The sequence below is a fragment of the Waddliaceae bacterium genome (assembly GCA_018694295.1).
In the GTDB taxonomy this organism is placed as follows: domain Bacteria; phylum Chlamydiota; class Chlamydiia; order Chlamydiales; family JABHNK01; genus JABHNK01.
This window is the reverse complement of the sequence record JABHNK010000054.1, coordinates 1-25,291: the sequence shown is the minus strand read 5'-3', so window position 1 is coordinate 25,291 and position 25,291 is coordinate 1. Positions and strand designations below refer to the sequence as shown.

General features: G+C 45.8%; 23 protein-coding genes and 1 tRNA gene. 8 read left to right on the top strand and 16 right to left on the bottom strand.

All coding sequences use genetic code 11. The features are described from left to right. Positions 1–175: 175 nt before the first annotated feature. From miaA to HN980_05655, 3 genes are all read right to left on the bottom strand, one after another. The gene (gene miaA, locus HN980_05665; GenBank protein MBT6928960.1) at positions 176–1,213 is read right to left on the bottom strand and encodes a tRNA (adenosine(37)-N6)-dimethylallyltransferase MiaA; all 1,038 of its coding nucleotides are present in this window, start codon (positions 1,211–1,213) and stop codon (positions 176–178) included. 22 nt (positions 1,214–1,235) lie between these two features. Further along, entirely contained in the window at positions 1,236–1,583 is a 348-nt protein-coding gene (locus tag HN980_05660) for an STAS domain-containing protein (protein MBT6928959.1), read from the bottom strand. Between the two features lie 193 nt (positions 1,584–1,776). Further along, positions 1,777–2,232, bottom strand: coding sequence for a KH domain-containing protein (locus HN980_05655; GenBank protein ID MBT6928958.1), 456 nt, complete (start codon positions 2,230–2,232; stop codon positions 1,777–1,779). A 215-nt stretch (positions 2,233–2,447) separates the two neighbouring features. On the opposite strand from HN980_05655, the gene HN980_05650 reads away from it, so the two are divergent. Then, positions 2,448–3,776 (top strand): glutamine synthetase, encoded by a 1,329-nt coding sequence (locus HN980_05650; protein MBT6928957.1) that lies wholly within the window; start codon positions 2,448–2,450, stop codon positions 3,774–3,776. A gap of 294 nt (positions 3,777–4,070) precedes the next feature. Further along, positions 4,071–4,790 carry a DUF2608 domain-containing protein gene (locus HN980_05645; protein ID MBT6928956.1) on the top strand — a complete coding sequence of 240 codons (720 nt, stop codon included), beginning with the start codon at positions 4,071–4,073 and terminating at the stop codon, positions 4,788–4,790. Here HN980_05645 and HN980_05640 read toward each other — a convergent pair. The 13 genes from HN980_05640 to HN980_05580 all read right to left on the bottom strand — a co-directional run bounded on the left by HN980_05640 (position 4,787) and on the right by HN980_05580 (position 19,660). Further along, complete coding sequence (locus HN980_05640; GenBank protein MBT6928955.1) at positions 4,787–6,418, bottom strand: J domain-containing protein; 1,632 nt, start codon at positions 6,416–6,418, stop codon at positions 4,787–4,789. The genes HN980_05645 and HN980_05640 overlap by 4 nt on opposite strands. A 107-nt stretch (positions 6,419–6,525) precedes the next feature. Then, positions 6,526–6,837, bottom strand: a complete 312-nt coding sequence (locus HN980_05635; protein ID MBT6928954.1) for a divalent-cation tolerance protein CutA — start codon at positions 6,835–6,837, stop codon at positions 6,526–6,528. A gap of 10 nt (positions 6,838–6,847) precedes the next feature. After that, positions 6,848–7,660 (bottom strand): FtsQ-type POTRA domain-containing protein, encoded by an 813-nt coding sequence (locus tag HN980_05630; protein ID MBT6928953.1) that lies wholly within the window; start codon positions 7,658–7,660, stop codon positions 6,848–6,850. After that, on the bottom strand, positions 7,648–10,104 hold the full coding sequence (murC, locus tag HN980_05625) for a UDP-N-acetylmuramate--L-alanine ligase (protein ID MBT6928952.1): 2,457 nt from the start codon (positions 10,102–10,104) through the stop codon (positions 7,648–7,650). The genes HN980_05630 and murC overlap by 13 nt, the downstream gene beginning before the upstream one ends. 31 nt (positions 10,105–10,135) lie before the next feature. Then, on the bottom strand, positions 10,136–11,242 hold the full coding sequence (gene ftsW, locus HN980_05620) for a putative lipid II flippase FtsW (GenBank protein ID MBT6928951.1): 1,107 nt from the start codon (positions 11,240–11,242) through the stop codon (positions 10,136–10,138). A 5-nt stretch (positions 11,243–11,247) separates the two neighbouring features. Further along, positions 11,248–11,880, bottom strand: coding sequence for a LysM peptidoglycan-binding domain-containing protein (locus HN980_05615; GenBank protein MBT6928950.1), 633 nt, complete (start codon positions 11,878–11,880; stop codon positions 11,248–11,250). Further along, positions 11,877–13,136 (bottom strand): UDP-N-acetylmuramoyl-L-alanine--D-glutamate ligase, encoded by a 1,260-nt coding sequence (gene murD, locus HN980_05610; GenBank protein MBT6928949.1) that lies wholly within the window; start codon positions 13,134–13,136, stop codon positions 11,877–11,879. Before murD ends, HN980_05615 begins: the two co-directional genes overlap by 4 nt. A 14-nt stretch (positions 13,137–13,150) precedes the next feature. Next, on the bottom strand, positions 13,151–14,377 hold the full coding sequence (locus HN980_05605; GenBank protein ID MBT6928948.1) for a phospho-N-acetylmuramoyl-pentapeptide-transferase: 1,227 nt from the start codon (positions 14,375–14,377) through the stop codon (positions 13,151–13,153). A 9-nt stretch (positions 14,378–14,386) separates the two neighbouring features. Then, entirely contained in the window at positions 14,387–15,553 is a 1,167-nt protein-coding gene (locus HN980_05600; GenBank protein MBT6928947.1) for a D-alanine--D-alanine ligase, read from the bottom strand. A gap of 169 nt (positions 15,554–15,722) precedes the next feature. Then, positions 15,723–17,345: a UDP-N-acetylmuramoyl-tripeptide--D-alanyl-D-alanine ligase gene (locus HN980_05595; protein ID MBT6928946.1), complete on the bottom strand. Its 1,623-nt coding sequence runs from the start codon at positions 17,343–17,345 to the stop codon at positions 15,723–15,725. Beyond that, a complete protein-coding gene (locus tag HN980_05590) occupies positions 17,342–18,115 on the bottom strand; it encodes an alpha/beta hydrolase (GenBank protein MBT6928945.1) in 774 nt (257 codons plus the stop codon). Before HN980_05590 ends, HN980_05595 begins: the two co-directional genes overlap by 4 nt. 162 nt (positions 18,116–18,277) lie before the next feature. Next, positions 18,278–18,964 carry a hypothetical protein gene (locus HN980_05585; GenBank protein ID MBT6928944.1) on the bottom strand — a complete coding sequence of 229 codons (687 nt, stop codon included), beginning with the start codon at positions 18,962–18,964 and terminating at the stop codon, positions 18,278–18,280. Then, a complete protein-coding gene (locus HN980_05580) occupies positions 18,965–19,660 on the bottom strand; it encodes a hypothetical protein (protein ID MBT6928943.1) in 696 nt (231 codons plus the stop codon). It lies immediately after the preceding gene. 124 nt (positions 19,661–19,784) lie between these two features. On the opposite strand from HN980_05580, the gene HN980_05575 reads away from it, so the two are divergent. The 6 genes from HN980_05575 to HN980_05550 all read left to right on the top strand — a co-directional run bounded on the left by HN980_05575 (position 19,785) and on the right by HN980_05550 (position 25,014). Then, positions 19,785–19,855, top strand: a tRNA-Cys gene (locus tag HN980_05575). 114 nt (positions 19,856–19,969) lie between these two features. Beyond that, on the top strand, positions 19,970–20,788 hold the full coding sequence (gene rsmI / locus HN980_05570; GenBank protein ID MBT6928942.1) for a 16S rRNA (cytidine(1402)-2'-O)-methyltransferase: 819 nt from the start codon (positions 19,970–19,972) through the stop codon (positions 20,786–20,788). 93 nt (positions 20,789–20,881) lie between these two features. Continuing rightward, complete coding sequence (nadC, locus tag HN980_05565) at positions 20,882–21,748, top strand: carboxylating nicotinate-nucleotide diphosphorylase (protein MBT6928941.1); 867 nt, start codon at positions 20,882–20,884, stop codon at positions 21,746–21,748. Positions 21,749–21,879: 131 nt separating this feature from the next. Continuing rightward, the gene (locus HN980_05560) at positions 21,880–23,940 is read left to right on the top strand and encodes an elongation factor G (GenBank protein ID MBT6928940.1); all 2,061 of its coding nucleotides are present in this window, start codon (positions 21,880–21,882) and stop codon (positions 23,938–23,940) included. Next, positions 23,927–24,427 (top strand): HIT domain-containing protein, encoded by a 501-nt coding sequence (locus HN980_05555; protein ID MBT6928939.1) that lies wholly within the window; start codon positions 23,927–23,929, stop codon positions 24,425–24,427. Before HN980_05560 ends, HN980_05555 begins: the two co-directional genes overlap by 14 nt. Then, positions 24,424–25,014 carry an ATP-binding protein gene (locus tag HN980_05550; protein MBT6928938.1) on the top strand — a complete coding sequence of 197 codons (591 nt, stop codon included), beginning with the start codon at positions 24,424–24,426 and terminating at the stop codon, positions 25,012–25,014. The genes HN980_05555 and HN980_05550 overlap by 4 nt, the downstream gene beginning before the upstream one ends. Positions 25,015–25,291 lie beyond the last annotated feature (277 nt).

Here is a 25,291-nt window from a genome sequence, read left to right as displayed (position 1 = left end):
GGCTTTTTTGTCTTTTGGGAGCTTGGGGGTCTGGGGGAAAATCCCCCAGCCAGATTGTTTTCTTTCTCCGTGTCCTCTGTGTTCTCTGTGGTAGAATGTCCTATTCCGAACTTTTTATGGGGTTTCATCTTCGCAAGTTCCATCATCTATTTACTCACCTTTGAACCATAGTGCTTTACCACGATTGATATTCTTTCATTATTATTTCGGCAGCGATTTCGGTGTCGTGGATATCGACGTCGAGCCATGCGAATCCTGGCTCTCGACGGAACCATGTAAACTGTCTTTTTGCATAACGTCGTGAAGCTTGTTTAAATTCTTCGACGAATTTGTCGTAATCTTCTTTGGTACGTTCGCTATCGAGGTATTTTAGGCACTGCCGGTATCCTATTGCCTGCGAGGCAGAAGAATTTTTTCTAAGGCCTTTGACATCTAGGGCTATTACTTCTTCGACGAAGCCTGCTTCGAGCATAGCGTCACAACGCGCGTTGATACGCTCGTACAGTATCTCTCTTGGTCTGTGGATGAACCAGTTGTGGAACTTGTAGTCGGGAAGCAGTGGTCGCTCTTTCCATGGCAAAGCACTTACCTTTTCTCCTGTAGCGGAGAGTATCTCTAGCGAGCGCAGTATTTTCTGTCTGTCGTTACATGTTATCGTTGCTGCATAGTCGGGGTCTTGGGATTTCAGGCGTTCATACATCGCTTCTATGCCGATATCTTCCATCTCATCGGAGAGTTTAGCGCGCAGCTCTTCATTGGCGGGAGGTCCTGCTGGTGGTCCGTGGAGGAAAACGTGCAGGTAAAATCCTGCGCCTCCGACGACGATAGGCACGCGATCGCGCGATAATATGTTATCGCATGCTCTGCGTGCTTCTTCGAAAAAGTCTACTACTGTTAGTGGATCATCGACATGTCGTATATCGATAAGGTGATGAGGGATGCGTTGTCGTTCTTCGACGGTAGCTTTAGCGGTACCGACATCCATACCACGATATGCTTGCATGGAGTCGGCAGAGACGATCTCGCCTCCTAGCTTCTCGGCTACGAAGAGTGAGAGTTCTGTTTTACCACAACATGTCGGCCCTGCTATAACGATAATAGGGCGTGCTTTATAGGTAAATTCCGTAGAGCTCTTCTGCTCTTGGTAGCGCCCGATATTGAGGAGAATCTCATCGATTTCCCCCTGTTTAAACATTGCTTCTACATCACCCACGACAACATCCTATCGTTGGATTTTATTCAAATACCTTTAATGCTTCGTCTTCGCTGGCTTGTATATTGAGGATATGATCGAATCCTGCCATCTTTATAACGTCCATAACCATATCTGAAAGGCAGCATACAACAATATTGCCTTCGAGGCTTTTTAGTCTCTTCGTCGAGGACAGTAGAAGTCTCATCCCTGCGCTACTAAGGTATGCTACGCCGGAGAAATTCAATACGATCTTGCGGTTTCCGGCATCGATAAATTCGAAAACGCTTTTCTCTATTATTGGTGATGATGCAGCGTCAAGTCTTCCTCCTACATTCAATACAAGGACCTCGCCTTTCTTTTCGTCAACAACTGTTACGTCATTATCCATCTATATTACCTCTCTTTGTTTTAAAAACTATTATCTTTCACCTCATTATGCCTATGCCAACAAAAACTACAAGAGCGAAATCAATGCTCAATGCTCAATGATCAATGAAAAAGCTCCGAACTTTTTACAAAAAAACGCCCTACCACGGTATACGTAATAAGGCGTAAACTTCGGAGAAGGTTGCTTGCGAAGATTATTCTTCTTCTTTTTTCTCTTCTTCGGCTTCAGGAGCTTCTGTCGTCTCTTCTACTGCTTCTACTTCTGCAGCTTCTGTTACTTCTTCGGATTCAGTAGCTTCTGTTGTTTCTTCTGCTACTTCAGTAACTTCTGCTACTTCAGCTACTTCAGCTACTTCAGCTACAGGAACTTCTTCAGCTACTTCTGTAGATTCTTCTCTTTTAGCTCTTCTTCGTTCTTTATCTTCGATAATTTCTACTCGTGAGCGGAGTTCCATCTTAGCTGCTATCGTTCCGACGAGGACGCGTATAGCGTTGATGGTACGGCCCTTGCGGCCTACGAGCTTGCCAATATCGTCAGGATTAACGCGTATTTCTATAAGGATATCGCGTTGTCCTTTGAGGCTTTTTACTTCGACGCTATCGCTGTCATCGACAAGATTTTTTACAATATATTCAACAAACTGTTCCATAATTCTCCATGTGTGTTAATCGGTTAACCTAATGATTATACGCTATCAAAAAGCGAACAGCATCGTACCATTACTGCAATATTTTCATCAAGATTAAAATTTTTATTTTATCGCATCTTTTCTATTTTTTGAAACGTAGCATAACTTTTATCATGTTGAAGTTAAGTCGAAAAATGTATATTCTATATTGTGAAATAACATATGGAGGCGATGCTATGCTTTGCAAGAATGCAAATGATGTAAAAAATATTGTAAAAAAGAGAAATATCAAGTTCATCCAATTTTGGTTCACCGATATTCTTGGTGTTTTGAAGAGTTTTTCCATTACTCCTGACGAGCTAGAAGAAGGTCTTACTGAAGGTATGGGTTTCGACGGTTCATCTATTGAGGGTTTTGCTCGTATTGAAGAAAGCGATATGATAGCGATGCCTGACCCCACGACTTTTCAGATTATCCCTTGGGACAACAGCGGAAATACTGTTGCGTATATGTTTTGTGACATCTTACGTCCTGACGGTTCTCCTTATGAGGGCGATTGCAGATATATTTTCAAGAAAGCCCTAAAGAAGGCTGCTGACCGGGGATACACTTTTTATACTGGCCCTGAGCTTGAATATTTTTATTTCAAAGACAGCAGCGGTGTTGAGCCTCTTGATAAGGCGGGGTATTTTGATTCGCAGTCTGCAGATTTTGGCGAGGGTCTCCGTGAGAAGACAATTTCCGCTCTACAGTCTATGGGTATTCAGGTGGAATACAGTCATCATGAGGTTGCTCCTAGCCAGCATGAGATTGACTTGCGTTATAAGGAAGGCTTGCTTATGGCCGACACCACCATGACATATCGTATGGTTGTGAAGGAGATCGCCCGTCAGAACGGTGTATATGCTACTTTTATGCCGAAGCCAATTTTCGGTGAGAACGGCAATGGCATGCATGTACATCAATCACTTTTTAAGGGGGCGAAGAACGCGTTCTACGACCATGACGACGAGTATCATCTTTCTGATACTGCCAGGCATTATATTGCTGGTCTTCTAAGGCATGCTCCAGAGATAACAGCTATCACGAACCAGTGGGTCAACTCTTATAAGCGCCTTGTTCCTGGTTATGAAGCTCCTGTTTATGTTTCGTGGGCGAGGCGAAACAGGTCTACCTTGGTAAGGGTGCCTTTATACAAGCCTGACAAGGAAACTGCTACGAGGGTAGAGTTCCGTTCTCCTGACCCTGCGTGCAACCCATATCTTGCTTTTGCTGTGATGTTGGGGGCAGGGATGAAGGGCATAGATGAGAAGTACGAGCTTCCTGAGCCTGTTGAGCGCAACATTTTTACGATGAATCCTAGCGAGCATGAAGAACACAATATCACAAATCTTCCGGACAGTCTTTATGCTGCCATCAAGGAGACGGAGAAAAGTTCTTTGGTTAAAGAGATTTTGGGAGAGCATATTTTCAACAAATTCCTTGAGAACAAGAACATCGAATGGGATCGTTACAGCACCCATGTCAGCAAGTTTGAGCTCGAAAATTCTCTTCCTAGATTATAAAAAAACTAGCGTTTAGCGGATAGAAAAAGGATCGGATTTTTCTACCACGGAGCCACGGAGGTCACGGAGAACAAAAGTTCAAAGAAGAAAAATGGTTGGTGCTCTAGGGGTGAAACCCCTAGCCAGTCCTATTTCTCTCTGTGTTCTCCGTGTCTCCGTGATAAAAAATTCCTATTCCAAAATTCTACTGTTCTATACGCTTTAAGCTATAGTTCTCCGATGTGCCTATTTCTCTAGAAAAAATCTGATAACACGTAAGGTCTGTTATCTATAAATAATCGTTGAGGAGTCATTATGGAAAAGAATCGAGTATATCAGATAATGTCGTTAGACGAAGTCAACGTCGACGCCCTTCCCGAAAACTCTTGTATCGCTTTAGACCTCGACAGCACTGTCATCGAGACGAAATCTCATATTGGCAGTGAAGAATGGGAGATGCATCTATATCGGTCGTATTTGTCACAAGGTTTTTCCGACGCCGCCGCTTTGCGCCTTGCGTGTAAGGCGTGGGGGATATTGCAGCATAAGGTTGACGTCAAAGCCGTCGAAGAGCATGCCCCTGACACCATATACCGATGGAGAGAAAAACATGACGTCATAGGATTGACGGCGCGTTGTCATGAGCTAAAGGAGGCAACACATCGTCAGCTTTGCAGTGTCGGGATCGACTTCTCTTTCGGCGACGTCGAGAAAAATGTCCACGAAATGCCTAGAGCAGACTTCTATCGTGGCGTATTATATTGTGGTGACTGCGACAAAGGCACGGCTTTTCGGAGGTTTTTGGAGACAAGTGAGCTGCGATATCCTCATATTGCTTTTGTCGACGACAAAGCTTCGAACCTTTCTATCTTGGAAACGATCTTTGCTCCTCATTTCACCGGCTATCATTTTACCGGTTGCGAGCACAAAAAAGCCCTCTTCAACATATCCACGGCGGACATAGAGCTTCTAAAGCTATGCAATGAAGATGTCGCCTTCTCCGAAGAGATTAAAGAGCTTTTTTCCTCTCGTTAACTATTAGCTAGCAAATCGTATGCTTCTTTGAGCTGTAAAAAGGCTTCTTCGCTCCCGCCTGACTTGTCGGGGTGGCATTTACCAGCACGACGACGATAGGCCGTTCTTATTTCTCTCGCTGTCGTGCCTTCTTCTACACCTAAGATCTCCAGCGCCGTCTCTCGAGACATTGTCTCCTCTTGAGGTTCTTCATCAACGGGTGAATCGGGAACCCAGCTTCTTTTGCATTTTTCAAACACCCCGGAGCATTTGCTAATCTTTGTCAATATTGTCCTAAAAAAGTTGTTCGAAACTTCATCACGAATGGTTTCCGCTTCTTCTGGCGAGGCCGCTTTGAGCCTGCTGACGTAATATTCAAAATCATACATATCTTTGATATTACAAAGCGCGCTGGTTACAGGGTCAAAGTGCTTGAGAATTCTCTCTATATCACGAAAATTAGGCAGGAGAACTCCTTCGTACTCTTTATAATAATAATCCTGCTGAAATTCAGCGACTTGCTTATACATAGAGTCTATACTCTCCTTTATAATACCACGAGAGTCATATTGCTTCTGTAGTTGTTCTGTGGCCCTCTTTATCTCCTGCCGCAGATCATCAAAAACCTTCAGTCTTGTTTCTAGGCGGCTGTTTTTGTCTTCTGACTCTTCAGCGGGAAGGGCCGGCATTGTACCTTCAGGAATATTACCGAGTTGTTGCAACAGCCTTAATTTTTCTTGCTGTTGTGGAATTACTATCGTTGCAATCTTATCGGAAAGGACATCTCCGACTTCTGAAAATGCTTCACGGCACTTTCCCTCAAGTCTCACCGCTTTTTCATAGTCACGTACTACCCTACGGCGGTCAGATATGTTTCTGATACTACTTATCTCGTAATAAATATCATGTATTATCTTAGATGCATCCACTTTTGAAACATTGTCGCTTTCTTGGGAAGAAGTCGCGACAACTATTGATTTGTCGTCTGAAATGGTCTCTTCAACATCTATGATAATTTTAGCGTCTCGAAGCAGAGAACGCATCGTTTCTAAGTCTTCTGCCAATAGCGATAAATTTTTATCGCCGGCGATAACTTCGGCGAGTTTTTCTACCTTAACTTGTGTCTGTGATATTTTCTTATAAGCTCTCACTCCAGTTTTTGGAGCCAAAATGCCCATAAAATTTGAGAGGGCGATAAAAAATCGACAAACAACGACGCCTATCACTTCAAACACATCGGCCGAAAGGTGTCGTACGTTGCTTAAAAGTTTCATGCCAGCCTCGGAAGCTTGTGGTAAAGCCATACGCTGAGGTAAACGTTTATTTGATATTTTAGAGACGGGCGACAAAATCATCGTCCCTAATGAAGCTGCGGTTTTAATGACACGCTTGGCCAAGAAAACAGAGCGCAATGCTGGATCACAAATGGCAGAAACTAAATTCAGAATTCCATATTCAAACATAAAATCCATTGTCGACTTTTCTAAGTACTCATTTTTTGCAAAAAACAAGCCGTCTACTGTCTCCTTCTCTAGCACCATCCTTCCAGAGCTTATTGACGTTTTCTGCACCCCAGGAGAGAAATATTTCAATCCTCCTGCTATTTCATGTTCAAGCTTTCTACCGATATCTTTTATAAAACCTGTCATAATAATATTGCCCCCTAAAATTATAAAGCATTATTTTAACACGCTTTATATTAATAATCAACAACTTATATCAAATTATTTATGATAACGCATCTTCTCCAAAGAGGTCAGAGAGTTTCTTCCATCCATTTGAGGTATTTTTTGTTACCGTCGGTGATATCGATGCGTAGGATTTGCGGGGTGTCGTACGAGCTTTTTTCTTCGATGATATCGCGAACTTTTTCCCAGTGTTTTGATGTGGTTTTCATGACGACTTTCACTTCGTCGTCGTGGCACATTTTCCCTTCCCAGAGGTATATTGACTCGACTTTAGGGATTATTGTCGTGCAGGCGACATAGTGATTTTCTACGAGATCTGACGCGATACTTCGCGCTTCTTCGATATTTGCGCACGTCCATATTATCTGTATATATTTCATATTATTATTGTTACATTCCTTTAAAAAACGCGAGTTGCGGCACGCGCATATCGATGATGGCAACGTTTTCCTCGGAGAGGGTTTCGCGTAGCAGCATATAGTTTTGTATTTGTTGTTGATATTCTTCGCTGGTGAGCCGCAATAGTCTTTCTGATCCCGATTCATGGAGCGTTACAACGATTTCGCGTTTTCCGTAGCTAGTGTTATATGCGTTAGAGGTGTCTATGCATAGGACGGCGAAGATGCCTTCTAGATGGTATGGCATGAGGATTTTTTGTATGTCGATGGCGAGCGGCACTGTTTTCATTGTAAGGGGTTTTTTCCAGGAGAATTTTTCTTCGTCGTCGATGCCAAGGTATATCTTCGGCAGTTTTTTTGCCGTATAGTATGGTGTTATTGGGAATGGGGTGCATTCGTCGTCGATGGCGGTGTTTTCTACGTCGGCGAGGAGCGCGTATGGTGTATACATGGTATATTCTACGAAGAGCGTTTCGGTGAATTCTTTGGTGACGCGAGCCTCTTTTATCGCTGGGCTATTCATGAGGGCTTCTTCGGCTTTTTCTGTGTCTAAGGCATATATATTCGTTACTATGTCGGAAGATATCCCCAAACATTCTGCGAGGTATTGTGTCGGGAGGTCTTCGTTGGTGGTACTTTTTTGTTGTATCGTCGTTATCGCATAGCGTGGGTTTGTGCTATTTTTCTTGGCGTTATAGAGGTAATACGACCACCATGCTGCTGTCATCCCTGATATTGCTATCGTAGCGATAACGATGACGAGCAGCGCCTGTGCGAGAGGTATTTTTTCTTTCAGATATGACATTCTACAGGTATATCTTGTAATGTTTTTAATGTCTCATCGCCGGCATATGTTATATCTCCGGCGCCGAGGGTTACGATGGTATCACCATCGGATAGCAGTAGTGTTATTTTTTCTGCGAGGCTTTCTCTTGTTAAGAGGTGTATTGGCACTGTGGAGTTATTTTGTATTTTTTGTGCTATAGCCTCTGACGTTATACCTTCGACGGGTTTTTCTCCTGCGCTATATATTTCTGTCATTATCACTTTATCGGCGGCGTCGAAGGTGTCGGTGAAGAAGTGTAGCGTTTCGTTTATCCTGGAATATCTATGTGGCTGATATACTGCTATGAGAGGTTTCGTTCCGAGGGCTTTCTTCATAGCACATAGCGTAGCTTTTATCTCGTCTGGGTGGTGTGCGTAGTCGTCGTAGACGTCGACGCCGGCAGCGGTGCCTTTATATTCGCATCGGCGTGCCACTCCTTTGAATGTTTCGAAAGCTTTACGTATCGTAGCGTCGTTTATTCCGAGGTCTAGTGCCATGGCGAATATTGCCATGGCATTGCGGGCGTTATGTTTCCCTGCTTGTGGTAGCATGATGTTGTGATATTCTTTGCCGTCGATAGTGATATCGAAGGTACTTTCCCATCCATTTTGCTTGTAGTTGCTGCCTTTTATATGTGCGTCGTTGTCGAAGGCGTATGTTATTCCGGAGATTCCGAGGCTTCTCAGGCGTTCGTCGTCGTTGCTATAGTATAAATTTTGTGACTTTGACACTTTCCCTGCGAAAGTTATGAAGGCCTCGTCGAGAGCGTCTTGTGAGGAGTAATTTATAAGGTGATCGCCAGCACCTATGTTTGTGATGATGGCGGCATGAGGGGAATATTTCACGAAAGAGCCATCGCTTTCGTCGGCTTCAGCGACGAAATATTCTCCATCACCGGCGTCGCTATTAGTCCCTGTGTTTAGTAGTATGCCACCGACGGCATAGCTCGGAGAGCATTGTGCTGTGATAAGGACGTGTGTTAACAGTGCCGAGTTTGTCGTCTTACCGTGTGTTCCTGCTACGGCGAGGGTCTTATATCCTTTCATAAGCTTCAGGAGCATATCTGAGCGGTGCATTATGGTATATTTTTTATCTATAGCGGCCTTGTATTCTGGGTTGTCGTCTTTTACTGCGGTGCTATATACCACGGAAGCGTTATCGGGAAGTGCCGAGGCGTTGTGTCCTACTGATATCGTTGCGCCACGATCTTCTAGAGTGTTTGTTATGGCGTTTTTTTTGACATCGCTACCGGTAACGTTATACCCTTGTTTTATCAATATCTTCGCAAGGGCGCTCATCCCTATGCCTCCGACGCCGATGAGGTGAATATTTTCACCTTTTATCTTCTTCACGGTGTCTTCTACAACATCAGCGAGGTCTTTACGACGATCTTTTTCTTTGAAGGCGGCGATGTTATCTCTCATGAAGCTTTTAATAATTATAGTGTTGCGCATTGCTTCTTCGAGGGCGTTGGGGGTGCATTGTTCTTCGTAAAGCGTCATCGCCCCTCCGACGGTCTCTGCCATAAAGCGTGCATTAGAGTCTTGGTGTTTATCGAGGGCGTATGGGTATGGTATCAAGATGCCGGGAACCTCGAAGGCTTCTTGTTCTGCTAGTGTCGTTGCTCCTGCTCGTGCTATGAAGATATCGGCGACCTGCCACGCGAGGTTCATCTTTTTTTCGAAAGTTTTTACACACGAAGGGATATGTCTTTCTTTGTAGAATGTCTGGTATTCTTCAGGTTTTGATGTTTTACCGACGAAGTGCAGAACCTGTATGTCTTCGACGTGTGTCATTGCTTCTATAGCGACGCGGAATTTATCGTTTATCGCTTTGGCGCCCTGCGACCCTCCGAAGACGAGTATCGTCGTTTTATCATTTTCTAGTCCGAAGTATTGATATCCTTTTGTTCTCTCTTCTTCGCTGCGTTGGCACCCTTGGCGTAGTGGCATCTTAACAGCCGTTGTAGCGCCCTGAAGTCGTCCCATGATATCGCCGAGGGTTATCGCTGTGACGACGGAATATTTTGAGAAGAGCCTATTGACCCTTCCTGGGATGCTATTGCTTTCGTATAACATCACTGGAATTTTTAGTAGTTGTGCTGCTGCTAGTGCTGGGAAAGAGTGGTGGCTTCCGAATCCTATGACGATATCTGGCTTGAAGTCTCTAAGGATTTTCTTGCTCTGTATAATACCTTTTGTGATCTTATATGCGCATTTAAGCAGTGCCTTTATTGAAAGGGGGCTATAAGACACTTCTTTATAGTTTATATGTTCTGCTGTGAAGAAGTCGTTGTCGGCAAGCCCACCACCGACGAAGAGAATTTCGTTCGTTGCGTCTCGGCTTACAAGGTCACTGGCGAGCGCCTGTGCGGGGAAGATATGCCCTCCGGTCCCTCCTACTGCGAATAGAATTTTCGTCATGGAAATATTCCCTTTTTTCAATGATCAATGTTCAATGATCAATGATCAATGATGATTTATATCCTATATTGAGAAGGATGCCTATAACGGCGATATTTGTCATCAACGAAGTGCCTCCCTGGCTGAAGAACGGGAGGTTAAGTCCTGTACTTGGCAGGAGCCCTGAGACGACTCCGAGGTTAAGAAATGCTTGGAATGCTATTAGGAATGTTATCGTCAGGGCAAGCAGCGCTGCTTCTTTATCTTTGGCGTTTGCGGCGATATGTATCCCTAGGTATGCCATTATGGTATATAGTGTTATTATTGCGACGATCCCTACGAATCCGAACTCTTCGGCGTAGATAGCGGCGATGTAGTCGTTTTGTGCTTCTGGGAGGTAGTTAAGTTTCTGTAAGCTGTTGCCGGGACCTACACCAAACAACCGTCCTGACCCTGTCGCTATTCTCGCCTGGTATGGCTGGTGTCCTCTTCCAAGGATATCGAGTTCTGGATTGAGGTATACCTTTATCCTTCCTGAGACATAAGGCATGGTGTAGAATGCCGTGATACTTAGTGCTATGGCTGCCAGTGCTGGTATCGCCCAGTATCGTGCTTTCATCTTCGTAGCGAAGAAAAGCATCATCATCGTAAGTCCTATTATCCCTGTAGTTCCGTTATCGGGCTCTAGCATTATAAGCATTACTGGTGCTGCCAATATCGCCATTATTTTTACGAAGCCTTTCAATGATATTGTCTCTGGTGACACTGACTTCATAGCATATATGTAGTACATAGGGACGAGGAACTTCACGAACTCCGAGGGCTGTATTGTATAGCCTCCTAATCCTATCCATCGGTATGCACCGTTACGCATCTGCCCTATTCCTGGGACGAATGTTAGCGCTAGCAGTATGGTGAAGATGATTAGCAGTGGAAGGCTTAACTTCAGGATGTTCTCATATCCGATATGCCATAATGCTATTGCGAAGGCGATGCCTAGTGCTGCATATATCGCCTGTCGCATCACAGATTTGTATGTATCTTCTCCTGCGGCGAAGTCATCGAGGATCTCCGCCGAAGAGGTATTGAACACCATGATAAGTCCTATAGCGAAGACTATTGTCACGGTGATAATGAGCAGTAACCGGCACTGGCGCATTGTCATCATTTCACCAGCAGCTTATCTCCGGGCTTAAGACGCCGTGCTGACGATTCATCGAGGTCGTTAAGTTCCAGCAGTTCGTTTAGCGGCATTTTATGTCTCATAGCGATAAGCCATGGGTTGTCGCCACTGCGTACTATATAGTAATCTACGGTATCGTAATCGTCGGAGGTTTCGTTGTCGTTGGCTTTTACTGGTTCTTCTTTTGCTACGGGGACTTTAAGGACCTGTCCTATCTTCAACTCTGTGCTCTTTAAGCCATTAAGGTTTATTATCTCATCGACGGTAGTGCCATTCATCCGTGCGACACGGTCGAGGTAGTCACCGGTTTTCACTGTGATGCTGACATATTTTTCGCCATCGGCATCAGCGGTGTTGGCTTCTTTCGGTGTCGTAGGCGCTATAGTATCGGCTATTGCTATGGCGTCTAGGGCTTTATCGACGTCATCGACGACGATATGTCGTTCTGTCCCTTTATCGTTGGAAACTTTTGTAAGCATCTCTTCGACCTGTGGTATAGGGTCTTTGCTCATGCTTATTTCCTGTTCTCCTGTATTTTTCGCTGTAGCGAACAGTAATATTAGCAGTCCTACATTTATCACTACTGCAAAAAGTATAACATCTCTACGACTCATAGCCTTTTCTCCTCAAGCTCAAGAACACATTTTCTAAACTCTTTCCCACGGTGTTCATAATTTTCGAACATATCGAAACTTGCGCACCCTGGCGATAATATAACGCTGTCGCCATCTTTTGCGACGTCTTGTGCCGCTATTACGGCGCCTTTCATACTTCTTTCTATTGCTACGGGGATAGTTTTGGAGACTTTATCGTATATCGTCTCTGCTGCTTCTCCTATAGCCACAACGTTTTTAACTTTACCATATAATGCTTCGCCCCACAACTCGAACGGCGATGCTTTATCTTGTCCTCCTACGATGAGGACTACGTCACCATCGACACTATCGACGGCGGCGACGACAGCGGCGACGTTTGTGCCTTTGCTGTCGTTATAGTATGTCACTCCGCCGAGCACCCTTACCTGTTCTACACGGTGTGGTGGCTTGACGAAGGTCTCGAGTCCACGGAAGAATTCTTCTTCTGTGACGCCGAGGTTTTTACAGAGAACGAATGCTGCTGCGATGTTCTCTTTATCATGTGCTGCCTTCATTCTATACCGTACTGGGACAATGTATTCAATGTTTTCATTAAAAATTATCTTATTTTCTTCCGTCATGGCGAAAGTATGGGCTTCCACGCTATAATTTTGTAGTACCTTTTTAGTGGCATACAATGGTGCTCCTGTCTTCATACAAGAGGATATTTTCATCTTTGCAGCGGCGTAGTCTTCGAAGGAGTCGTACCTATCGAGGTGGTCGGCGGTGATGTTTAGGATTATAGCGGCGTCGAGGGACTCCGTCGACATTGTTTCTAGTTGGTATGAGCTAAGCTCTGCTACGACGATGCCATTATATCCTTTTAGGACATAGTTTATCAGGGGTTCACCGACGTTGCCTAGGGCGTGTGCTTTCTTTCCGCAAGCGTTGAGGATATGCGTCACCATAAGCGTCACTGTCGTCTTTCCATTGGTTCCTGTTATACCGACGATGGTGGCGTCGATGTTACGCATGGCAAGCTCTGCTTCTCCAACGACCTCGATACCGCGTTGCTGTGCCTCGCATATAAGACTGTGGTTTGAAGGGACTCCTGGCGACACTATTACGATGTCGACGTTGGGAAGTGGTTCTGTGTCGAGGATTTTAGCCGCGTCGAGATCACATTGGCTGATGACGTCGGTATTATCAGCGACGATGACGTTAGCTTTTTTGTTTATGAGGTACTGTGCTGCTGCCGTACCGCTTTTCCCTAGTCCCAAGACGAGAGCTTCCATAGCATTATTTCTCCTTATTGAAATTTCAGCGTCGCTATCCCTATGACAGCGAAGAGGAAGCTTATTATCCAGAACCTCAGGACTACTTTTGTTTCGGGCCAACCTTTATATTCGAAGTGGTGGTGTATTGGTGCGCATAGGAATACACGTTTCTTGTTGCGGAGCTTATAGCTTGCGACTTGTATTATCACCGACAGTGCTTCTATGACGAACATCGCTCCTATTATTGCTAGCAGGAACTCTCTTCTAAGCAGTACTGCTGACACTCCTATTATTCCGCCGAACGTCAGGGACCCTATATCTCCCATAAAAACTTGTGCTGGGTATCCGTTATACCATAGGAATCCAAGGCATGCTCCTGCGAAAGAGCATAGGTATATTGCTATCTCGCCACTGCCCTCGATATATAGGATGTTTAGGTACCTGGCGATATCCGTATTATTGGCGACGAAAGCTACGAAGGCGAGGCCTACGGCCACGAAGAAAAGACATCCTATCGCAAGGCCATCGAGTCCATCTGTGAGGTTTACGGCGTTAGACGTCCCTGCGATGACGAAGATAAAGAAGATAACAAGCAGTGCCAGGCCTGCTCCTGCGAAGGTGATAACGTGATTTTTGAAGAAAGGGATATACAGGCGTGAGACATACTCTTGTGTCGATAGTGTTACATTCTCTATTGCAGCTTCTGCGTCATCATTATACACAGCGACATGTTCTCTAGCGGTAGGTGGCGAAAACCAGTCGCCGACGTGTACAGATTCTGTTACGGCGGGGACGAGCAGGTATCCAGAAAATATTACTACGAAGATCGCCTGTAAGAAGAACTTTTTCTTAGAAGAAAGCCCTCGGGGATTTTTATATTTCAGCTTTAGGAAGTCGTCGTAGCCTCCTACAGCGCCTAGGTATATCGTCGTAACGAGAAGCACTAGCGTGAAAGCATTTGTGATATTCATCCACAGCAGCAGAGACACAATCATAACGGCTATGATAAGAACGCCTCCCATCGTCGGGGTGTTTTCCTTCTTTTTATGTAGCTCGCCAAGAAGCGGGCATTCTTCTTTACGTATCTTCTGTCCTATTTTACATTCGTATAATTTCCTGATAAACCATGGTCCCAGGAATATTGACAAAAGCATCGACGTCACTGCTGCCAGCATCATCCTCGTGGAATAGTATCCGAACACTGCGGGGATTTTTATCCCTAGGGTATTTTGGAAGAAATTTATTAGAAATAAAAACATCGTTTTCCTTTATTTTTTCAGTGCTTTGAAGCCAAAGTCTTCTTGCACGCCTTTTTTCTTAGTTTTGCGGCGTTCTGCGCCTTGTATTATGATATCTATCATCTCGGTATACAGAATTCTTGGCGTCGTCTTTTCCCAAAGGTAGTATGCCATAGAGCCTGGTATTGGGTTAAGCTCGTTGAAGTATATAGCGTCGTTAGCGGTGTCCACCATGAAGTCGAAGCGCACTACGCCTCCGCATCCTATTATATCGTAAGCTTTGAGGGCGTATTCTCTGATCTTTTCTTTTATCGCTACGTCGAGATTTTGCGGGTCGATATCTCTTGTCAGTCCTGCCATTCCTTGTGTATTAGACTTTCCTTTGTTCTTACCACCGCGAAGGTATTTATCTTCGTATGATAGGGCGTCGCCTGATGATATAGGGATCTCCACCGCCGACGCTTTTGGTGTATCGCCTTCGATGACGGAGATATTCACCTCCAGAAGCTCTTCGACACATTTCTCTACGATGATCTCGGTGTCGTACTTAAAAGCATTGGCGAGGGCGGCGTTGAGAGAAGGCATGTCTGATGCTTTTCCTATGCCGACGCTAGACCCTAGGTGGCATGGTTTCACGAAGAGCGGAAACGTCTCTAGTCCTTTCGTCGCGAAGATCTTCGTACGTACGTCGTTAAAAGAGCGCTGTGCGTCGTCACGTTTTATCCGTATCCCCGGCAATACGGGGATATCGTGGGCTTTAAGGACGGCTTTGCAATGTTCTTTGTTCATCGCCAAGCTTGAAGCCATGACATCACATCCGGTATATGGAGCGTCGGCGAGTTCCAGCAGGCCTTGGACACATCCATCTTCGCCGTATTGTCCATGGAAAGCTAGGAGGTATACGTCGACGGGTATCGTCTTATTTTTTTTGTCTACAACGGTGAGTCCTTGGCTTCTGGGGTGTGGCATCAGCGTTACTTGAGCAACATCTTTTAGGCTTCCTGGCATGGTGCGATAGAAATCTTTGTCGTAGAGTTTCTCGCCGCAATACCACTTACCTTTTTGGTCGACATATACTGGTATGGCGTCGTAGCGCGTAGTATCCATTGCCTCAATAAGCTGTAATGCTGTTATTATCGAGATCTCATGTTCTACCGACCTTCCACCGAAGAGTACTGCTATTTGTTTCTTCTTCATTTTTAACCACTTATTTTTCTGTAAAACAACTAAAGTTGAACCTAGTAATTTCAGACTACCTGGTGTTACTAGGTTAAATACTATGTTTAATAAAGGTTTTATAAGGGTCATAAGGCCCGGTACTGATTTCAGCTAATAACCCCTTTTGAACATCCGACCTTCACTTTCATTAAAACCTCACCTTCGTTTCATATAGATCAGGGAGGTCATTTTCAATGAGGACGGCATCGCCGTCATCTGCTACAATTGCGAGGTTATGGAAAGCATCGTCGCGGCTGTTGCATAAGAATATGTTCTCCTCTGGCATCCCTCCATCGCGAAGACCTTTTGCGATAGATTTTCTGTTGGTTTCTCCGACAACGATGGCGTAGTCACAGAAGCTTCCTGCTTTTCGTGCTGCTTTATTATTCTCAGCTTCTTGTCTGTCGCCGAGCTCTATCATCCCTGGCGTCATGATAATACGTTTCTTTGCGGGAAGGGCTTTGGCGACGTCTAGTGCCGCAGCAAAACCTACGGGGTTGGAGTTGTATGCGTCGTTGACATATGTTACGCCGCCGGATTTCTTCACCTGCAGCCTGTTGTCTACAGGCTCATGAGAGCACAAAACCCCCAAGGCGAACTCGGCATCGGCGCCTAGAGCACAAGCCATGGCGAACGCTGCCATTCCGTTAGAAAGCGCCGTGGTACCGAAGAATGGCGCGCTTCCCTGATATTCTTTTCCTTTCCAGTCTATTGTAAACGTCATCCCGCTGTCGACAACGGCATACGACGACATCCAGCAGTCGAGGTCTTCTTTGCTGTTGTCGAAGCCGTATAACAGCGTCGTCATCTTGGGGTTCCCTTTTGCAATATTTCGCGCTCCCGTGTCATCGCCATTACATACGATGATACCATCATCAGGGACGGCTTTAGCGAGTTCTTCCTTTCCGCGATATATTGCTTCTTCGCTGCCGAAACGCTCAAGGTGGCAAATCCCTACTGCTGTTATTATCGCTGCCTGTGGCGGTGTGAAGTCGCACAGCTTCTGTATCGATCCCTGATGATATGCTCCCATTTCTATTACGGCATATTCCGTTCCTGGTGACAGCTTCTCCCGGATTTCCCGCGTTATCCCCATGACAGTGTTTACACCTTTGTCAGGCCAGAAAGTCGTCCCTAGCGTCGTCTGTAGCATCTCTCCGAGGATATGTTTCGTGCTAGTTTTTCCATAACTGCCTGTTATCCCTACAACATAAGGGTCGACATCGGCAAGAATTCTTTTTGCTTCTAAAGAATATTTTCTCTGGCGCCTCTTCTCTCCTGGAGACAAGATTTTTGTAGCGAGGAGAAGCCATAAAGGCACACTTTGTGACAGCAAAAGCAGAAGAAACCATAATACCGGGAAAGCGCCATGTCTTCCTAACGCTAGCGCCGCCGTGGCACCGACGACAATCGCCGTAGAATACAGTACAACAGAAAGGCGGTATATCCGTATCGCCCGTGGAGTCATAATAAGTGTTTTCTTCCCAGACGTCGTAGGGTCTTCTCCTGAAAACGCCGTCACCGCCAACATCGTCGCTGCTATTGCTGTGATAACGAGGTGATATGGCACAAAGGATGTCAACGCCATCGCTAAGAGCGCCACTACCAATGTTTTCTTATCGAAAGCATTACATTCCCCTACCCACAGCAAGAATCTTTTGCCGTCATACTCTTCCTGCTGGAAATATCTTAGGTAGTGACGAAGACGGTATCTGAATACCATAAAAGAACCTGCCACAGCATACGCTGCTATAACCCATGATAATATCATCGGCGTTCCTCCCCGAGAAATGGTATAATATGATGCGCGCAGAGGTGTGCGCCGGCGCCATCGAAAGGATTGTGATCTTTGCCCTGCAGCGTCACCAGTGTCGACGCGACAATGAGGTCATTAAGGCGCTGCCCACACGATAGCGGCGTCTCTAGGTCTTTATCGCCCCACAACATTAGCGTAGGGGCTTTTACAGAAACAGCCTCTTCAGAAAGGTCTTCGTTGACTGTCTTGACAAGGATGTCTTTCATATCGCCAGCGGCGAGATAGTCGCGCGAAGCATACCTAGGCACGAACCAGTTTCTGAATAACGACGTCTTAAAGACGGCGTCAGTGCCTTTTACCAGCGCCCTCATAGCTTTTATCGCCGATATCCTACAATTCTTCCTGAAGGAACGCTTAGGGATAATCCCTGCAGAGGCGATGAGGACGGCTTTGCCGACACGCTCGGGATATCGCGACGCCATCATGATAGCAACCCTACCGCCGAAAGAATGTCCTATTATGTCGGCGGCTTCTATGCCATTGTCGTCCATATACCGTATCATCCTAGTAGCATATTCGTACGAACCCCATACGCCTTCAGGCTGCGAAGAGGCACCAAAACCTGGAAGATCAACGAGGTGAACGTCGGTATCGAGGCTAAGAAGCTCTCCTAGGGGATACAACGTCTTATGCGATACGCCCCAGCCGTGGAGCATAATGATAGGATTCTTACCATCGCCAAGACGTACGACATTGAGATTTTCCTGATGCTTGTCTTTAGACATATTCTTACCAATCTTTACCTTGCCTTAATCTACCGAAAATAGACGTTTTTCACCACATCTTTTATGCAGATTAGCCGCATTTCATTGAACAGTGAACATTGAACAATAGAAAGCTGGTTTTTAGTCACTGCTGTTGCGTGCTAGTGGCAATCATGGGTTCAATCAGAAAAATGCCGCGTCAAAGCGTTGCGACATACGCGATATATCAGCTTCTTCTTCTTCAGCTCTTCGTTTTTCTACTGCCATCTTTTCTTTATATGTATTCAAAGCTTTGTGAGCACCGCTTACAAGAACGCTCGTTTCTTTATGGAGCCGCGATGTATAGCCTAGATCAGAAAGACGCGCTTCCATTGTAGCAATAACTTTCTCTATACCACTATCTTCAAGATCTTTCACAATCTTAGTAAAATATTTACCCCTTAGATCCATCTGATCTTTGATCCTTTTACTGCCATGATAAATATCACCACAATAGCTACTATAAAAGCAGCGGCTCTCGAGATGCTGAAACGATTCCAACAAAGAGATAAGATTTTTATAAATCCTCGCCACAAAGTTTTCTAGCGTTACTACAGAACCATCAATATTTTTCCACCTACTACCACGAAACACTTTTCCTGAAGGCATTAAGACTGATACCGTACCTCCTGACAATTTCAAGACCTCGCCAAGTTTCGAGGCTATTTCTATAGTGTTAATAGCCTTCAATGCCGGGACAAGAATTTTTAACTCTTTTTCTGTCTTCCTATACCGCCACCTTGCAACAAAGCTTTTCCCTATAAAAGGCAACTTTGCCCATTCTGGTGTTTGTGTCGGCAGTTCCGGCCCTTCTAAATTAATAATTTTCATTTACATCCACCCACTTATTATATAACGATATCCTACATCCAGAATAGGCTCCTGCGATGAACTTCTAATATCGCTTGATTCTAAAGCACTACGCGCTTCAGTAAGCAAAGACATTATTCCTTTGGGAGACTTTTCAACAGAATCCTCTTGAACAAAACTACAAAGATAGCTCCGCACAAAAGTAACAACATTCTGTATTACTTCATCGGTAAAATTGTTCGTGATAAGAGTAAAATATCGTTTGCGCAGATCATACTGCCTCCCTAGGCGCTCCATCTCACTAGCATTGCCTTCTACTTCTACAGAACTATATTGTGTTATAAGATGTGGTATCGATTGTAAAAGGTGAGAGAAATCACCATAAAGACGCGCTACGGTCTTATGAATATCTCTTTTAGGGCGCGAAAGCCACTGTGACGCCGTGATAGTCTTAAGAGTCCCTCCCCATGAGACTTTAACATTCCCCTCTATAGCACTTTGGTAATCGAACTCTTTGGGATACCTGTCTAGCGCTATTGTAGCGAGGGTGTCAAAACCTTCTTTCAACGACTGCAAGGCTATTTTCGTCTCTCTATGCTGCCATTCTGTTACAGCACCTTGTATCATTACCCCTATCACAGGAACGTTTTTACTTCCTTCGACAGCTTTTTGCCAAAAAGGTATCCTTACTGGAGACCCCTCCAAACCAATAGACATAATCCTTACCTCCTATATATTCTCCTGCCAAACATATCGAAAGGGTGCTTTTCTATCTACAACTTTTCGGTTGACCTCATACATCCTTTACAGTAAACTATATTACATCTTTTTACATGGACATGGTGGCATGGCCAAGTGGTAAGGCAGGGGCCTGCAAAGCCTCTATCCCCAGTTCGAATCTGGGTGCCACCTTTTTTTTGATTGCAGAGTGCTGAATGATGAATGCTGAATAAATAGCATTTATGATGAACGCAGAAAAACTAAATATTCATCAATCATTAATCATCAATCTGCATTTATAATAACATGTTATATCTTGTTTCCACTCCTATCGGCAACCTTTCGGACATCACCTTCCGTGCTGTCGAGATATTAAAGTCTTGCGACTACATCTTATGCGAAGACACGCGCCACAGCCGTAACCTTTTAAATCACTACGACATCGGAATTCCTCTGAAAAGTTTCCACGCCTTCAACGAATCCTCCCGCGAAGATTCTATCCTCGAAGACCTACGTTCTGGCAGCGACATCGCTCTCATCTCCGACGCAGGAACTCCTGGCATCTCCGACCCCGGCGAGCGCCTTGTCCAGCGTTGTCACGACGAAGACCTTGTCGTATCACCTATTCCCGGCGCTAGTGCTGTCGTCGCTGCAGTGTCATCTTCTGGTCTTGCCACTGCTCCTTTCCAGTTTTTCGGTTTCCTTCCCAGGAAATCTTCGGAGCTGAAAAAAGCTCTTATCAACATCCTTCTATACCCGGGGACGACGGTATGTTACGAGTCGCCACACCGCCTTCTTGCTACAGTAGATGCCCTCGCCGCACTGTCGCCGTCGCGGATGTTTACGGTATGTCGTGAGATGACGAAGAAATTCGAAGAGATCCGCCGCGACACCGCCGAAGGACACAAAGATTATTGGCGTTCTGCTACTATAAAAGGCGAGATAGCCATTGTCATCGCTGGCAACAGCGAAGAGAAAAACTCTGCGTGTCAAGACCTTTCGCCCGAAGAACACGTCGCTATTATCGAAGAAGAATATTCCATTACGCGCAAAGAAGCGATAAAGATCGTCGCAGAGCTTCGCAATGTTCCGAAGCGTGAGATCTATAATAATATCAACAAATAATTTTTTTCTCTTGCAAATGAAAGTGCTTGCGTTGTTTATTGTATGTGGGATATTCTTATATTGCTTTCTGCAAAGGTCAAGGTGGTGAATAATATGGATAATGAACGGGCAAAGAAAAACTTCTTCAAAGCGTTAAAGGCTGCTTTTAAGGAAGATATCGGCTCCGAAGACATAACTTCGGCGGCATGTATCCCCGCAAAAGCTACCTTGTCGGGGCGTATAATACTAAAACAGTGGGGCCGCCTAGCAGGGCTACCGTTCCTAGAGCCCGCCTTCCAGATGATCGACCCTGCCATCAAGATAAAGCTTCTCGTCGAAGAAGGAACCATCGGCAATGCAGGTACTGTGATAGGAACAATCTCCGGTCCCGCCCGTGGTATCATTACCGCAGAACGCGTAATCCTCAACTTCCTGCAGTATGCTTCTGGCATAGCGACGATGACGACTTTATACAAAGAAGAAATCGACAGCTACAACCCTTCATGCGATCTCCTCGACACCAGAAAAACGCTGCCGGGGCTGCGTTCCATAGCGAAGTATGCCGTACGTGTCGGTGGTGGCAAGAACCACCGCGACTCCCTCGACGAAAGGTTCGTTATAAAAGCCAACCACCTTGCCTTCATCGACAAAAAAGCTAAGTCTCCCATCCTCAAAGCCACCGAGAAAGCCCACAAATACCGCTCCGACGTCAAGGTCGAAGTCGAGATAGGAACGCTTTCGGCACTTAAAGAGGTGCTAAAAGACTCTCCCGACATCATCATGCTGAAATATATGAACTCCCATATGGTGAAAAAAGCTGTTAAGATGATACGCGCTTCCAACAAAGACATCTACATCGAAGCGTATGGCGGCATCGTCCTCGACACCATAGGAGCATACGCTGACACTGGCGTCGATGGTATCGCCGTCACCGAGATAACACACTCCGTCCAAAGCCTCGACATAAGCATAAGATTTTAGCGTATAGTTATAGCGTATAGCGTGTAGACAGCACCTACCATCTAAAAAAATCATTTTTTTTCTTGCTTTTTCTTTTCAATAGTATTTTAGTAGATTCACTTGTTTTAATTATTAACGATAAGGAGTGAGATATGACTTTACAAACGGAGAAGATAAGAAACGTTGGACTTGTAGGCCACGGTGGTGCTGGAAAGACATCCCTTGGCGAAGCTATGCTGTATTCTGCAGGAATTATAAACCGCATGGGAACTATAGAAGGCGGAAATACCGTCTCTGACTATCATTCTGACGAAATAGAACGTAAGATGAGCATCCACGCGTCGATGCTAACATTTTCCCATAACGACACTGCTTTTACCGTCATCGACATGCCGGGATATGCCGACTTCGCCGGCGATATGAAAGGTGGCATGCGCGTCTGTGACTTTGCCCTTATCGTCGTCGACGGCGTCGAAGGCCTACAGATCGGCACCGAACGTTCGTGGAAATACGCCAACGAGTATGATCTTCCTAGGATGTTTTGTGTCAACGGCCTCGACCATGAAAGCTCCGACTACGACACGCGCATCGAGAACCTCCGAAATCGCTGGGGAAACCATATTGTCCCTCTACAGTTCCCTGTCGACCAAGGCCTAGAATTTTCTTCTGTTGTCGACATCGTTATGAATAAGATGCTGACATATGAGCGCGGAAGCAAGAACGCCTATACTGTCTCTGACATCCCTGAAGAGCACGCCGAAAAAGCCGCTAAATACCGTCAGGATTTCATCGAGACAGTCGCCGAGTCCGACGAAGCTCTTATGGAGAAATACTTCGATGCAGGAGAGCTTTCCGACGAAGACCTAGTATCAGGATTTTACAACTCCATAACTAACAGGGACATCTTCCCAGTAGTATGTTCTGCTTCTACGGCGAATGTCGGCGTCATACGCATCCTCGAGATCCTAGAGAAATATGGCCCTCGTGCAGACTTCCGCGGTGATATCGCCGGCGTCGATGGCGCTACACGCGAACTCTCAACGTCGGCACCTACTAGCGCTTTAGTCTTCAAGACGATGGGCGACCAGCACCTCGGCGAGCTTTCGTTCTTCAGAGTGTATTCTGGGTCATTGAAAGCCGGCAGCGACCTCAAGAACTGCACGCGCGGCAACAACGAGCGATTAAACCAGATATTTATTATGAACGGTAAAGAGCGCCACGATATCAGCGAACTCCCTGCAGGAGCCATCGCCGCTGCCGTGAAGTTAAAAAACGCCCACACTGACGACACTCTTTGTGACGCTCGCAATGCCATAGAATACCCCAAGACGGTATATCCTATGCCTTGTATAACTTTTGCCATGGAGCCTAAGAACAAAGGCGCCGAAGATAAGTTCAGCAAAGCCTTAGGAAATATGCACGCCGAAGACCCTACTTTCTCGTATCGCGTCGATTCCGAGACAAACCAGACGCTAGTCTTTGGGATGGGAGAGCTTCATATCATTACCATTATGGACCAGATAAAAGAGCGGTATAATATCGATGTCGCCCTAAACAAGCCTAAGGTGCCATTCCGTGAGACGATTAGAGGGAACAGCGATTCTAAGTTCCGCCACAAGAAACAAAGTGGCGGATCAGGACAATTTGCAGAAGTCTGGATGCGTGTAGCGCCACAGCCTAGTGGCGAAGGGATAAACTTCACCGAGAGCCTTGTCGGGCAGAACGTCGACAGGGGCTTCGTCCCTTCTGTAGAGAAAGGCGTCAATGCTATCTGTAAAGAAGGCGTCCTAGCAAAATGTACCGTCGTCGACGTTAAGATCGACTTCTACGATGGTAAGATGCATCCCGTCGACTCCAACGATATGTCGTTCCAACTTGCCGGCCGCGGAGCTTTCAAAGAGGCCTTCAGCAAAGCACAGCCGTATCTCTTAGAGCCTATCTGCACCGTAGAGATAAACACCCCAGATCAGTTCCTCGGAGATGTTATGGGTGATATATCATCACGACGCGGGCAAGTGCAAGGGATGGATTCCGACGGACACTTCCAGATCGTCAAAGCACAGATCCCACAAGCTAACCTATATAAATATTCTACAGCGCTGCGTTCTATGACGCACGGCACCGCAGAGCATGCCGAAGCATTCTCTCATTATGCCGAGATGCCAAGGAATATCGAACAAGAAGTCATCGGAGAGCTACATGTCGAAGTCTAATGACGACACCGTAAAGCATATGTGGGCACCCTGGAGGATAGAATATATCCTCCAGGAAAAGCCCGACTACTGCGTGTTATGCGACACCGAACGTTCCGACGAAGAACGCTTTGTCTTGAAACGCGGAGAGCATGCTTTCGTTATCATGAACTTCTTCCCATACAACAACGGGCACCTAATGGTATGTCCCTACGAGCATACCAGCGACTTTACCGACATCGACGCCACAGTAAAGGCCGAGATGACAGCACTCATCGACGAAAGTATCACCGTACTAAAGAAAGTCATGAACCCCGACGCTTTCAACATAGGGATGAACCTCGGCAAGGCCGCCGGAGCCGGCATCGACGACCATCTTCACTGGCATATCGTCCCACGATGGCATGGCGACACTAATTTCATGCCGGTGACTAACCACACACGCGTCCTCCCCGAAGCGCTAAAAGAAACATGGAAAAAACTAAAAACGGAGTTCGACAGGCTATGAAGAAAATCGGAATATTAGGAACCCACGGAACTGGAAAGACAACGCTAAGCTATGCCCTAGCGGTGTTCTACAAAAATAAAGGCCTTAACACCAAGATCGTCAACGAGACAGCAAGGTCTTGTCCATTCCCCCTCGACGCCGAGATGTCGCCAGAAGCCGGGCTATGGATATACCATTCGCATATCACCAAAGAACTAGAAGCTCAGGCACGAAACTTCGACATATGCATCTGCGACAGGACAGCGATAGACTCTTTCTTATACCTACACGTACAGAGCGCCGAGACGCCGATGACATACGCCGTAGAGAAGAACGCCATAAGCTGGCTAGAAACCTACGACCTCCTAGTACACCTTGTCCCCGACAAAGAATACGAAAAGACAAACACCCTCTTCAGCGGAGAAGAACAAGCATTCCGGCAGCGCACACAAGATATGTTCTCGGCATACCTCGCAGACCTCCCCGCAGAGATACAGATGAAAATACTAACGATAACATCAGCAGAAATCTTCGAGCAACTGTCACTGCCAACAGCAGTACATAAAATCGACGCCGGATGCTACCACCACGCTTTCACTACAGTATAATCCATAAGTCAATTTTCATCTTGGAGAGGGGCCCTGCCCTCTCCAAACCTCTCCCGCCAAAGGAAACGAAGTTTCCTCTGGACTCCTGTTTTCCTCCTGTGTCGCCACAATCTTGTCGCCCATCGCTTCGTTATCTGAATTGCACCAGCTAAAAAAGCGCTTAGCCCGCTAAGGCGGGCTCATTTTCGGCTTACGCCAAAAATACCTGCGCTTTATGACTGGTGCAATTCGCAAGCGAGTCCCGCCATCGGCGATTTTTGCTAATCCGCAAAAATCC